This window comes from Micromonospora sediminimaris (assembly GCF_016863575.1).
Lineage (GTDB): Bacteria > Actinomycetota > Actinomycetes > Mycobacteriales > Micromonosporaceae > Micromonospora > Micromonospora sediminimaris.
The window spans coordinates 72,997-85,671 of the sequence record NZ_BOPD01000007.1; the positions used below are offsets into that span (position 1 = coordinate 72,997).

Here is a 12,675-nt window from a genome sequence, read left to right on the forward strand (position 1 = left end):
GGCTTACTCCCCTTCTGCAGCGGCGGCGCTACCGCGAACGTTATCGCGCCGGGGCGGTGAACCGACCACCACCGCGACGGTCGTCCCGCTCGGCTGCCGCGGCCTGATCTCCAACCGGCCTCGGATACGTTCCGCTCTCTCGGCCATGATCGCAAGACCATAGTGCCCGTCCGAGCGCTGGTCACCTATGCCGTGACCGTCATCCGACACTTCGATCTGCGCGTAAGGCGGGTCCACCTCGCAGGTGACCCAGAGATTGGCCGCACCGGCGTGCTTGCGGGCGTTGGTGACCGCCTCCTGGGCGATGCGCAGCAACTCGGCCTCGGTCGCGGCGGGCAGCCGGGCGGTGGACTCGTCCAGGGACAGGTGCACCCGCAGCCCGCCGGAGGCGCCGACGGTGCGGGCGTACTCGGCGATCGCGGCGGCCAGGCCACCGTGCCGGTCAACCTCGCTGCGCAACTCGAACAGGCTCAGCCGCAGCTCGGTGATCACCCGGGTCACCTCGTGGCGCAGCAGGCGCAGCGACTCGGCGGTCTCCTCGGCGTCGTCGTGCACGGTGGCCAGGGCGTTGTCGATGCCGTAGCCCACCATCACCAGTTCCTGGGCCACCCCGTCGTGGATCTCCCGAGCCAGCCGCTGCCGTTCCTCGTTGGTGGCCAGCGAGCGCACCTCGTCGAAGAGCAGCGCGGCCTCCAGACGCAGCGCGGCCGGGCCGGTCAGCCCGGTCACCTGGGCCACCACCGGTGGCGGGTACGCGTGCGCCGTGTCGGTCTCCAGCACCACCAGACCCACCGTGCGCAACCCGGCCACCAGCGGCACGATCAGCGCCGAGACCTCCCCGCCCCGGTGCGAGCGGGACTGCGAACGGGCCGAGGTCTGCGACTGCTGGCTGGCCCAGGCGTCGGCGATGGCCGAGTCCGCGTCGATGGTGGTCTCCCAGTCGACCCGGTCCGCACCGAGTTGGGCGAGCACCACCAGCCGGCCACCACCGCTGGCGGAGAGCACCGCGCCCCGGTCGGTACGGGCCACCGTGCGCAGTTCCTCCAACAGGTGCTCGGAGATGCCGCCCGGGTCCAGCGTGGCGCCGGGCAGTTGGCGGGCCACCGTACGCAGCTGGGTCAGCAGCCGGGTCGCCTCGGCGTACGGCTGGGGTTTGCTGTCGTGGCGGACCTGCATGACCCGGTGCAGGGTGCCGGCGGCGTAGAGACCGAGGGCGGCCAGGATCAGCCACTGCGCGCAGACGGCGAGATACCCGGGCTGGCTGAGCTGGCGAACCCCGCCGACCTCGGTGACCGCGCCGGCGACCAGCAGACTGCCGGCGGTCACGGCGATCAGCGCCGCACCCTCACGGAATCGGCGACGCAGCGCCGTGACGGTCACCGGCACCGCGAGATAGGGCAGCACCGCGGAGGCGCCCAGCCCGCCGATGTGGCCGCCGACAGTGGCCACCGCGGCGACCTGGCTGGCCGCCAGGCCGAGCACCACCACCTCCGCCACCCGGCTGAGTGGACCGACGAGCCGGTGCTGAGGGGCCAGCATCGCCGGTAGCCCGGCCAGCGCCAGCAGCACGATCCACCACAGCTGGGTGACGTCGCGGGTGGCGAACAGCGTCAGGACGGCGACCAGCGTGAGTACGACGACGCGCGCCGCCGCGGCGAGCGGGTGCGAGCGGGCCAGGGCGGATGTGGAGGCGGGCACGTGACGGATGGTAGTCAGCCGCGGTAGATATCGGCGATTTCCGCCGCGTACGTCTTGTGTACGACCTGACGCTTGACCTTCAGCGACGGGGTCAACTCCCCGGTCGCCTCGGTGAAGTCGTGCGGCAGCACCCGGAATACCTTGATCGCCTCGGCCTTGGAGACCGACTCGTTGGCCCGGTCCACCGCAGCCTGGATCTCCGCGCGCAGCCCGTCGTGCTGACGCAGCTCCTCGATCCCGGTGTCCGCCGGTAGACCGGCCGACTCCAGCCAGCCCGGCAGGGCCTCCTCGTCCAGGGTGACCAGCGCGGCGATGAACGGCTGCCGGTCGCCCACCACGACGCACTGGCTGACCAGACGGTGCGACCGGACCTGGTCCTCAAGCACGGCCGGGGCGACGTTCTTGCCGCCGGCCGTCACGATGATCTCCTTCTTGCGGCCGGTGATGGTCAGGTATCCGTCACCGTCGAGCGAACCCAGGTCGCCGGTGCGGAACCAGCCGTCGGTGGTGAGCGCCTCGGCGGTGGCCGCGTCGTTGTGCCAGTACCCCTGGAAGATGAGATCACCGGCGATGAGGACCTCGCCGTCGTCGGCGATGCGGATGGTCACGCCGGGCAGCGGCCGACCGACCGTGCCGATCCGGGTGAATCCGGGCAGGTTGGCCGAGGCGGCGGGAGAGGTCTCGGTCAGGCCGTAGCCCTCGCAGACCGTCACGCCGATGCCCCGGAAGAAGTGGCCGAGCCGGGCGCCGAGTGGCGCGCCGCCGGAGATCGCGTCGCGGCAGCGCCCGCCGAGCGCGGCCCGCAGCTTGCCGTAGACCAGCCGGTCGAAGAGCGCGTGCTGGGCACGGAGCGTCAGGCCGGGCCCGCCGGGCGTCTCCAGCGCCTCGCTGTACGCGATGGCGACCGCCTCGGCCCGGGCGAAGATCTTGCCCTTGCCGCCGGCCTCGGCCTTCTGCTTGGCGCCGTTGTAGACCTTCTCGAAGACGCGCGGCACCGAGAGCACGAAGGTCGGCTTGAAGTCCTGTAGCTCGGCGACCAAATTCTTGGTGTCCGAGCAGTGCGCCATGGTCGCCCGGGCCTGCACCACGCCGATCTGGATGAGCCGGGCGAAGGCGTGTGCGAGCGGCAGGAACAGCAGGGTCGAGGCGTTCGGCCCGAACAGGTTCGGCAGCACCGGGACGGCGTTGGCGATGTCGGCGTACATGTTGCGGTGGGTCAGCACGCAGCCCTTGGGCCGGCCGGTGGTGCCGCTGGTGTAGATGATGGTCGCCACGTCCGAGGAACGCAGGGCCGCGCGGCGGCGATCGATCTCGGTCGGTTCCACCTCCGCGCCGGCGGTCACCAGGTCGTCCACGCCACCCAGGTCGATCTGCCAGACATGGGCCAGGGCGGGCAACTGGTCACGGACGCCGGCCACCAGCGTGGCGTGCGCGGTGGTCTCCACCACGACGGCCACCGCGCCGGAGTCGCCCAGGATCCAGGCTGCCTGCTCGGCACTGGAGGTCTCGTAGATCGGCACGGTGACCGCACCGGCCGCCCAGATGGCGTAGTCGACGAGCGTCCACTCGTAACGGGTGCGGCTCATCAGCGCCACCCGGTCGCCCGGCTGCACACCGGCGGCGACCAGCCCGCGCGCGACCGCGGCCACCTCGTCGCGGAACTGCCGGCAGGTCACGTCGGCCCAGCCACCCGCAGCGTCGCGGCGGGCGAACTGCACCGCGTCGGGCGCGGTCTCGGCGTTGTCCCAGACCGGATCGGTGAGGTTGGCCGAATCGCCGACGGTGACGATCGGCGGAACGGTGAACTCGCGCACCTGCACTCCCTCGTGCTCACGGGACCGGGTCGGGACGCCACCTGCGCCGGTGGCTCTGTCGAAACCTACCCGCCCGGTCGACCGGGAGCACACCGCAGGTGGGCGGCGCGGCGCGCGGGGGGTCACCGGACGGTAGCCTCCCAGCATGGCGGACTCCTCCACCCAGTCGATCATCATCGGCGCGTCACCGGACCGGGTGGCCGCGGTCATCTGTGACTTCCCGAGCTACCCGGAGTGGACCGACGCGGTCCGTGCGGCGGAGGTGATCGAGGAGTACGAGGACGGTTACGCCAGCCAGGTCCGTTTCGTCCTCGATGCCACGGTGATGGCCGACGAGTACGTGCTGGCGTACGCCTATGCCGAAGACCTGTCCCGGATCGAGTGGCACCTGGTGGCCCCGTCGAAGATGCAGCGGGCGCAGCGGGGCTCGTACGACCTGGAGGCCAACGCCGACGGAAGTACCACCGTGACCTACACCCTGGAGGTGGAGCTCGCGGTCGGGATGCTCGGCATGTTCCGTCGCAAGGCCGAAAAAATGATCATGGACGCCGCGTTGAAGCAGCTCAAGCGCCGGGTAGAAGCATCCGGTGCGGCGCAGTGACGCAGCTGGCGACCCGGTCGCCGCGGTAGAGGAGCCCAGCATGGGTGCGACAGATCCGGGTACGGCCCGGGAAGAGGCGGAGCGGCTGGTCGCCACTCTGCTGGCCACCGTACGGTTGGCCGCCGCCAACCCGGCGGCGGTGCCGCTGGGCCCGCTCGGCGGGATCGTGACCGGTGTCCTCGGTCACAACGACGTCCCTGGTGCGGCCTCCGCTGACACCGGAGCGGGTTTCGCCACCGGTGCGGCCGAATGCTGTGTCTGCCCGGTTTGCCGGGGCATTGCCGCGTTGCGTGATCCGAGCCCCGAGTTCGCCGAGCGACTGGCCACCGGCGCCGGGGATCTGGCCGCTGGCCTGGCGAGTTTCCTGCGTGCCTTCGCCCCGGCCGAGCCGCCGGCCGGACCGGGCGCGGCGCCGCCGCCGGGGCCCACCGCCGATGCCGCCGCCACCGCCGCCACCGATCCGTACGGCGACCACGTGTGGCGCGAGACGACCCGGACCGGGCATGATTCTCAGCCGGCACCGGAGCGGGACGTCTGGTCCGCCGCGACCCGGGCGGAGGACGTCGCCGTCCCGGCCGCCGCGCCCGTCGATGCCGCCGGGCCGGTCGCACCGGCCGGACGCCGGACGCCGACCGAGCGTCGCGTGGTGCCCGCCTCCCGGGTACCCGACGGCGAACCCGCGCCGGGCGACGAGCCCGCGCCGGACGGCCGTACCGCGCCCGGCGGGCGGCAGGGCGCACCAGGCGACGGGGCCTGATCACGGACGACCCGCAGCACCACCGGCGAGGGCAGGTGTGCGCGGGGTGGCACAGCAGAGGGGAGTGGCAGCGGTGACGCTGACCATCGGAGTCGACGTCGGTGGCACCAAGGTGGCCGGCGGTGTCGTTGACGACACCGGCACGGTCCTCGTGCAGACCCGACGGGACACCCCCGCCGACGACGTCGGCAAGACCCGCGACGTCATCATCGAACTCGTCGCCGAACTGAGCGCCGGTCATGACATCCAGGCGGTCGGCATCGGCGCGGCCGGCTGGATCGACGCCAGCCGTTCCACAGTGCTCTTCGCCCCCAACCTGGCCTGGCGCGACGAGCCGCTGCGGGCGTACGTCAGCGCGGCGGTCGGACTGCCGGTCATCGTGGAGAACGACGGCAACGTGGCGGCCTGGGCGGAGTTCCGCTACGGTGCCGCCCGCCACGCCGACGACTCGATGGTCATGTTCACCATCGGCACCGGCGTCGGCGGCGGCATCGTGCTCGGCGGTGAGTTGGTCCGCGGCGCCCACGGCATCGCCGCCGAACTGGGCCACATGCTCACCGTCCCCGACGGCCACCAGTGCGGCTGCGGCCGACTCGGCTGCATCGAGCAGTACGCCAGCGGCAGCGCCCTGGTCCGGTTCGCCCGGGCCGCCGCCCGGCAGGAGCCGCACCGGGCCGCCGCCCTGCTGGAGTTGGCCGACGGTGAGGCCGAAGCGATCACCGGCCCGATGGTCACCGCCGCCGCAAAGGGGGGCGACCCGGTCTCGGCCGAGGCGTTCGCGCAGGTCGGCCGCTGGCTCGGCACCAGCCTGGCGGACATGGCGCAGATCCTCGACCCGCAGATCCTGGTCGTCGGTGGCGGCGTCATCGACGCCGGTGACCTGCTGATGGGCCCCACCCGTCGCTCGTTCACCGAGGCGCTGGCGCAGCGCAGCCGGCTGCCGGTGGCCGAGATCCGGCCAGCCGAGCTCGGCAACTCCGCCGGGGTCATCGGCGCCGCCGACCTGGCCCGGCGGATCTAGCGGTGTCGGTGTCCGCGACACCGCATCCGGTGGCGCAGCCCGGCGTGCCGCTGCGCGTGCTGTCGTACAACGTCCACGGCCAGCGCGACGACACCGCCGCGCTGGCCACGGTGGTGCGCGAGGCAGCACCGGACGTGGTCATCGTCCAGGAGGGACCGCGCCGGTTCCGGTGGCGGGAGAAGTCCGCCGCGCTGGCCGAGTCGTTCGGGCTGGTGGTCGCCGCCGGTGGGCTGCCGTCGCTGGGCAACCTGGTGTTGACCAGCCTCCGGGTGCGGGTGACCGCGACCCGCTGCCGGCGCTTCCCGCTCACCCCGGGCCGGCACCTGCGCGGCGCCGCGTACGCCGACTGTCGGGTGGGCGCCTCGGCCCGGTTCACGGTGGCCGGGTCGCACCTGTCCACCGATCCGGCGGAGCGTCCCGGCCAGGCCGAGCTGTTCAAGCGGGACCTGACCGCCGCACCCCACCCGGTGATCGCCGCCGCCGACCTCAATGAGGAACCGGGTGGGCCGGCGTGGCGCACCGTCGCCGACGGGCTGACCGACGCGGCGGTGGCGGCCGACCGGACCGATCGGCTCACCTACTCGTGCGCGGACCCCCGACGGCGCATCGACGCCCTGTTCGTCGACGCGCGGATCGTCGTGGTCGACTACGACGTGGTGGACACCCCGCTGACCCGGCGGGCCAGCGACCACTTCCCGGTCCTGGTCGACCTGCTGCTGCCCGCCGCCGCCTGACATCGGCTCTCCGCCGGGCTGGACATCCCGCTCCGTTGTGGAGAGGATTTCGCGCGACCCGGCACTCGTGCCGAGACGAAGGAGATCCCCCGGTGCCCACCTCCACCGAGCCCGGCCGGCCAGATCCGGAAACGACCACGCTCGCCCGCGGCCACGACGGCCGCCCGGTCTCCGACCGGGGCGACACCGTCTGCGTCATCGGCGCCGGTGCCAGCGGCCTGACCGCGGTCAAGAACCTCGCCGAGCACGGCTTCGGGGTCGACTGCTATGAACGCGAGACCGGAGTCGGTGGCGCCTGGAACTGGCGGCACGACCGCAGCCCGGTGTACGCCAGCACCCACCTGATCTCGTCGCGGCCGTTCACCCAGTTCCCCGACTTCCCGATGCCCGACCACTGGCCGGACTACCCGCATCACAGTCAGCTGCTGTCGTACTTCGAGCGCTACGCCGACCACTTCGACCTGCGCCGGCACATCTGGTTCGGCACCGAGGTGGTGCGGGTCGAGCCGGTCGGCGACGACCGGTGGGACGTCACCACCCGCAGCACCGGTGGCTACGGCCCGGAGCGAACCTCCCGGTACGCCGCCGTGGTGATCGCCAACGGGCACAACTGGTCACCGAAGCTGCCCCGCTACGAAGGGTTGGAGCAGTTCCGGGGCGAGGTCATGCACGCCGCGTCGTACAAGGACTCGGCGCAGCTGCGGGGCAAGCGGGTGCTGGTGGTGGGCGCCGGCAACACCGGCTGCGACATCGCCGTGGAAGCCGCCCAGCAGGCGTCGCGTTGCTGGCACTCCACCCGCCGCGGCTACTGGTACGCCCCGAAGTACGTCTTCGGTCGTCCCGCCGACCAGGTGAACGACCTGCTGCTGGCGCTGCGGGTGCCGCTGCGGGTACGGCAGTGGCTCTACCACCGGACGCTACGACTGACCGTCGGCGACCTGACCCGCTTCGGCCTGCCGAAGCCCGACCACCGGGTGTACGAGACCCACCCGATCGCCAACAGCCTGCTCGTCTACCACGTGGGTCACGGCGCGATCACCCCGGTGCCGGACATCGAGCGTTTCCACCCGCACTCGGTGGAGCTGACCGACGGCCGGCACGTCGACCCGGAGCTTGTCGTCTTCGCCACCGGCTACCTGCCCCGCTTCGAGTTCCTCGACGGCAAGCTCCTCGGGGACGACGAGGGGGTGGGCCGGCCGCGGCTGTGGCTCAACGCCCTCGTACCGGACCATCCCACGCTCGCGGTGACCGGGTTGCTCCAACCGGACTCCGGCATCTTCACCCTGGCCCACTGGCAGGCGGTGCTCTTCGCCCGGTTGCTGCGGTTGCGCGTCAGCCGTCCGGAGCGGGCCGCGGCCTTCGCCGCCCGGGTACGCGCCGGGGCCGGCGAGCGCTACTCGGGGCAGGTGAAGGATTCGACCCGGCACTGGTTCGAGGTCGGGCACGCCGACTATCTGCGCGCGCTGGAGCGCGCCCTACGCGAGCTGGAGAGCAAGTGACCGAGCGGGTGATGCGCAGCTGGGAGTGGGCGCGGCCGGTGCGCCCGGTCCGGCGTGAGGTGCTCAGCGCCGTCCCGGAGTTGGAGGAGGGGCGGCCGCCGCTGCTGTTCGTGCCCGGCTTCGGCCATGGTGCCTGGGCGTACGCGGAGAACTGGCTCGGACACGTCGCCGCCCGCGGCTTCGGCGGCTACGCGGTGAGCCTGCGCGGGCACGGCGCCAGCGAGCCGGCCCCGGAGGCGACCCTGCGGGCGTACGCCCACGACGTGGTCCAGGTGGCGGCGAGCCTGCCGCGCCGGGCGGTGCTGGTGGGGCACGGCGCCGGAGCCCTGGTGGTCGCGCATGCCATGGCCCGCTATCCGGCTCGGGCAGCGGTGCTGGTGGCGCCGGTGTTCGGCGGCTGGGCGACGTTCGGCACCGCGTTGCGCCGCAACCCGCTCGGTACCCTGCCGGCGGTGTTCGGCGCCGGGCTGCGGCTGAATCGCCGGCAGCTGTTCAGTGGTGAGCTGCCCGACGCCGATGCCCGGCGGTACACCGGGCGGCTGGGGCGGGCGGCCCGGCGGGCCCAGTGGCAGCTGTTGACCGGCGCTGATCCGGAGCCTGCGGTGGGTGATCCGCCCGTGCTGGTACTGGGTAGCCCGGACGACCGGGTGGTGCCGGCCGCCGCGCTGACCCGTGCAGCGCGGCGATACGGTTCGGCTCCGCTGCTCTTCCCCGGCATGGGGCACGACCTGATGCTCGACGCCAGGTGGCGGGAGCCGATCGACGCGATTCTCGACTGGCTGGTCAAGGACCCGGCCCGCGACGACCTCGGCTGAGGCGTCGCGGGTGTGCCCGGCGACCGGTCTCAGCCGCCACCGAGGCGGGTGAGCATCGAACCGCTCTGGTCCAGTGTGGACAGGTAGGAGCGGGCCCAGGCACGGATGTCGTGCTCGTGCAGGTACGCACGCATCGATCGCATTCGTTCCCCTACGTCGGCGGGATCGGCCCGCAACGCGGCGAGCAGACCCTGCTTGAGCCCTTCCAGGTCATGCGGATTGACCAGGTACGCCTGTGGTAGTTCGGCGGCGGCCCCGGCGAACTCGCTCAGCAGCAGCGCGCCGCTGTCGTCGACCCGGGCGGCGACGTACTCCTTGGCGACCAGGTTCATCCCGTCGCGCAACGGGGTCACCGCCATCACGTCGGCGACCCGGTAGAGCGCGGCCAACTCGGCGCGATCGAACGGCTGGGTGAGGTAGTGGATGGCGGGCTCACCCACCCGGCCGAACTCGCCGTTGATCCGCCCGACCTCGCGCTCCACCCGGTCCCGGAGGATCTGGTATTGGCTGACCCGCTCCCGGCTCGGCACCGCCACCTGCACCAGCACCGTGTCGCGGACCTTGACGTGCCCACCGGCCAGCAACTCGCTGTACGCCTTGAGCCGCTGCTCGATGCCCTTGGTGTAGTCCATCCGGTCGACGCTGAGGATCACCTGGTCGGGGCTGCCCAGGTCGTGACGCAGTCGGTGCGCCCGGTCGGCCACGTCCGGGCGGTCGGCCAACGCCGCCATCTCGACAGTGTCGATGGACACCGGGAACGCGCCTATGCGCACCACCCGGTCCTCGACGCCGACCCGTCGGTCGGTGGCCGGCAGCCCCAGCACCTTCGTCACCAACTGGGCGAAGTTGTGCGCGGCCTGGGCACGCTGGAAGCCGACCAGGTCGGCGCCGAGCATTCCGCGTAGCAGTTCGGCCCGGCGGGGTAACTGCATGAACAGCTCCGGCGGGGGGAAGGGCACATGCAGGAAGAAGCCGATGCGCAGGTCGGGCCGCAGGGTGCGGAGCAGCCCCGGTACCAGTTGCAGGTGATAGTCCTGTACCCAGACCACCGCGCCGGGCTCGGCCACCTGTGCGGTGGCCTCGGCGAACCGCTGGTTGACCCGCTGGTAGGCGTCCCACCAGCGCCGGTGGTGCTGGGGCTGCTCGACCGCGTCGTGATAGATCGGCCAGAGGGTCGCGTTGGCGAAACCCTCGTAGTGGTCACGCAGGTCTTCACCGCTGAGCGGCACGGAGCGCATCCGTACTCCGTCGATGTCGGGCAGGGCGGGCGCGGGGCCGGTGCCGCCGGCCCAGCCGACCCAGGTGGCGGGAGTGTGGCGCAGCAGCGGGTGCAGCGCGCTGACCAGCCCACCAGGGCTGCGCCGCCACTCGCAGGCGCCGTCGGGAGCCACGCTGTCGTCGATGGGTAGGCGGTTGGCCACCACCACGAGGGAACTCTGTCGCATCTCGGGCATTCCGATCAGCAGGGGAGTGACCGCCACGAGGAAGGAACAACCGGGCAGTCGGCGGGTGACGTGACGTACTGCGGTATTCCTACTGACAGTAAGTTACACCACTGTTACGCGCGTCGGCACGGGCGGTCGCCGTCCCGGTATCCGGACGGCTACCCTGCGCGGTGACTCAGACGACGGCGCCGTCGTCCGGATCGCGGTCGTCGGCGTCGCCGGGCCGCAGCCGCCACACAAGCGTGACGAAACCGGCGAGAATGCCGGTGAAGCCGAGCAACGTCACGATGCCCTGGTCGACGGGGAGCAGATCGGGGAAGAGGAACAGCACGAAGCCGAGCAGCACGGCGAGGATGCCGGCCAGCGCGAACTTCGACACCCGGGGCAGCGGGGGTGGCGGCGGCGGTACGTAGCGCTCGTCGTCGTCCGGGTCGTCGGGCAGCTCCGCGCCGAAGGTGTCCAGGCCGTCCAGCAGCGACGGCCCCTCCCCGTCGCGGGGGCCACGTCCCACCGAGACGCCGGAGATGTCGGCGGCGTACGGCAGTCGGCGTACGTCGGTGGTGGTGGGGCCGGGCTCGTCGGTGCCGGGTCGGGTGGCGGTGGCCGTGCCACCGCCCCGTCCGGCCGGGTCGTCCACATTCTCTGCGGCGGGCCACGGATGGTCGCCGGAGCCGGGCGGGGCGTGGAAGCCGGCGATGATCCGCTCCCACTCGGCGTCGATGTCCGGCTCCTCGCTGGCGCGGGCGTCGCCGGTCTCGTCGGCGAGCTGGCTGAGGTAGTCCCGGGCGGTGCTCAGGTGCGAGCGGTCCACGTAGAGCCGGTCCACCGGCCGGGGTGGCACGGTGGTGGTACGGGTGACCGGGTTCAGGTCGGCCGATGGTTGCAGGTAGGCGGCGATCCCGCCGGCGGCCAGTACGTCGAGCAGGTGCTCGCCGACGCGCGGATCGACGTCGCCGGCGATGGCGTACTCGCTCGCGTCGAGACCGTTGTCCCGCCGTCCCCGGCGGGCCCCACCCGCTGACACCGACCATCCTCCTCATCGCGCCACCGGCGCGCCCCGCAGCCCCTCGGCGCGCCCCCGCACGCCCCGTGCCCTGAATCGTGACACGTCGAGGGTGGGTTCGGGGAGTGCCTTGTGGCGCGGCGTACGGTCACCGGGCCCGGCCGATGGCCACAGCCGTCACTGTCGCACCGCCTGTCTGCCGGGCGACTCGGCCAGGCGACGACCCTCGGTGATGGCGACTCAGCGTGACGAAGCCCGCCTCGGTCCGCACCTACCCACCGCCGCCTTTGCTCTGCTTCAACCCACGCACAGCCGCCTGACCAGGTGGGATGGTGCCGGCGGAAGCCAGGTTCCGGCGGACAACCGGCACGGAAAGTGACTGTTGCGTGGGTTGAAGTAGAGCAAAGGGCGGAGATGGGAGGTACGGAAGGGGAGCGGCCAACACCGAACGTGACGGGTGATTTCGGGCCGAGCGTCCGTTGCCGCGGCTGGCCGGTGGTTCGTAGGCTCGTGCCACGATCACCCGACCCGGAGCGGTCCGCGGTGAGCAACACCTGGGGAGAGGATGCCGGTGCTCTACTGGCTGCTGAAGTACGTGCTGCTCGGCCCGCTGCTGCGGCTCATCTTCCGGCCGCAGGTGGAGGGCCTGCACCACGTACCGGCGACCGGTCCGGTCATCCTGGCCAGCAACCATCTCTCCTTCTCGGACTCGATCTTCACACCGCTGATCGTGCCGCGGAAGGTCACCTTCGTGGCCAAGGCGGAGTACTTCACCGGCAGGGGGATCAAGGGCTGGCTGACCAAGATGTTCTTCACCGGCACCGGCACCATCCCGGTGGACCGCTCCGGCGGCCGGGCGGCCCGCGCCGCGCTGGACACCCAGCTGAAGGTGCTGCGGGCCGGCGGCATCGCCGGCATCTACCCGGAGGGCACCCGCTCGCCCGACGGCCGGCTCTACCGGGGCAAGACCGGAGTGGCCCGGCTGGCGCTGGAGAGCGGTGCGCCGGTCGTGCCGGTGGTGATGCTCAACCTGGACGAGATCCAGCCGCCCGGTCAGCTCATCCCGAACCTGGCACGGGTCCGGATCCGCTTCGGCCCACCGCTGGACTTCTCCCGTTACGCCGGGCTGGCCGGCGACCGGTTCGTCGAGCGCGCGGTCACCGACGAGATCATGTACGAGTTGATGGAGCTCTCCGGCCGCGAGTACGTCGACGTCTACGCCCAGCAGCTAAAGGCCCAGCCCACCGCGACGACCCCGCCCGCCACACCTGTCGCGGCCTGAGGGGCC

11 protein-coding genes are annotated in these 12,675 nt (G+C 72.2%); 7 read left to right on the forward strand and 4 right to left on the reverse strand.

The window, feature by feature from the left end; translation table 11 throughout:
• Window positions 1-3: 3 nt before the first annotated feature.
• Window positions 4-1,698 carry a GAF domain-containing sensor histidine kinase gene (locus tag Vse01_RS04285; protein ID WP_093401204.1) on the reverse strand — a complete coding sequence of 565 codons (1,695 nt, stop codon included), beginning with the start codon at window positions 1,696-1,698 and terminating at the stop codon, window positions 4-6.
• A 14-nt stretch (window positions 1,699-1,712) separates the two neighbouring features.
• Window positions 1,713-3,512, reverse strand: a complete 1,800-nt coding sequence (locus Vse01_RS04290; protein ID WP_093401566.1) for an AMP-dependent synthetase/ligase — start codon at window positions 3,510-3,512, stop codon at window positions 1,713-1,715.
• A gap of 145 nt (window positions 3,513-3,657) precedes the next feature.
• Here Vse01_RS04290 and Vse01_RS04295 point away from each other — a divergent pair, with 145 nt between their 5' ends.
• The 6 genes from Vse01_RS04295 to Vse01_RS04320 all read left to right on the forward strand — a co-directional run bounded on the left by Vse01_RS04295 (window position 3,658) and on the right by Vse01_RS04320 (window position 8,939).
• Window positions 3,658-4,113, forward strand: coding sequence for an SRPBCC family protein (locus Vse01_RS04295; protein ID WP_093401203.1), 456 nt, complete (start codon window positions 3,658-3,660; stop codon window positions 4,111-4,113).
• 40 nt (window positions 4,114-4,153) lie between these two features.
• Window positions 4,154-4,870 (forward strand): hypothetical protein, encoded by a 717-nt coding sequence (locus Vse01_RS04300; RefSeq protein WP_232510991.1) that lies wholly within the window; start codon window positions 4,154-4,156, stop codon window positions 4,868-4,870.
• Window positions 4,871-4,943: 73 nt separating this feature from the next.
• On the forward strand, window positions 4,944-5,891 hold the full coding sequence (locus Vse01_RS04305; protein WP_093401202.1) for an ROK family glucokinase: 948 nt from the start codon (window positions 4,944-4,946) through the stop codon (window positions 5,889-5,891).
• A gap of 8 nt (window positions 5,892-5,899) precedes the next feature.
• Complete coding sequence (locus Vse01_RS04310) at window positions 5,900-6,625, forward strand: endonuclease/exonuclease/phosphatase family protein (RefSeq protein WP_373870633.1); 726 nt, start codon at window positions 5,900-5,902, stop codon at window positions 6,623-6,625.
• A gap of 92 nt (window positions 6,626-6,717) precedes the next feature.
• Window positions 6,718-8,124 carry a flavin-containing monooxygenase gene (locus Vse01_RS04315; protein WP_093401201.1) on the forward strand — a complete coding sequence of 469 codons (1,407 nt, stop codon included), beginning with the start codon at window positions 6,718-6,720 and terminating at the stop codon, window positions 8,122-8,124.
• An 11-nt stretch (window positions 8,125-8,135) separates the two neighbouring features.
• On the forward strand, window positions 8,136-8,939 hold the full coding sequence (locus tag Vse01_RS04320) for an alpha/beta hydrolase (RefSeq protein ID WP_093401564.1): 804 nt from the start codon (window positions 8,136-8,138) through the stop codon (window positions 8,937-8,939).
• Window positions 8,940-8,968: 29 nt separating this feature from the next.
• On the opposite strand, the gene Vse01_RS04325 is transcribed toward Vse01_RS04320, so the two are convergent.
• On the reverse strand, window positions 8,969-10,384 hold the full coding sequence (locus tag Vse01_RS04325; RefSeq protein WP_093401563.1) for an alpha,alpha-trehalose-phosphate synthase (UDP-forming): 1,416 nt from the start codon (window positions 10,382-10,384) through the stop codon (window positions 8,969-8,971).
• A gap of 175 nt (window positions 10,385-10,559) precedes the next feature.
• Complete coding sequence (locus Vse01_RS04330; protein WP_093401200.1) at window positions 10,560-11,408, reverse strand: hypothetical protein; 849 nt, start codon at window positions 11,406-11,408, stop codon at window positions 10,560-10,562.
• Window positions 11,409-11,958: 550 nt separating this feature from the next.
• Here Vse01_RS04330 and Vse01_RS04335 point away from each other — a divergent pair.
• Window positions 11,959-12,669: a lysophospholipid acyltransferase family protein gene (locus Vse01_RS04335; protein ID WP_093401562.1), complete on the forward strand. Its 711-nt coding sequence runs from the start codon at window positions 11,959-11,961 to the stop codon at window positions 12,667-12,669.
• The last annotated feature ends 6 nt before the right edge of the window (window positions 12,670-12,675 follow it).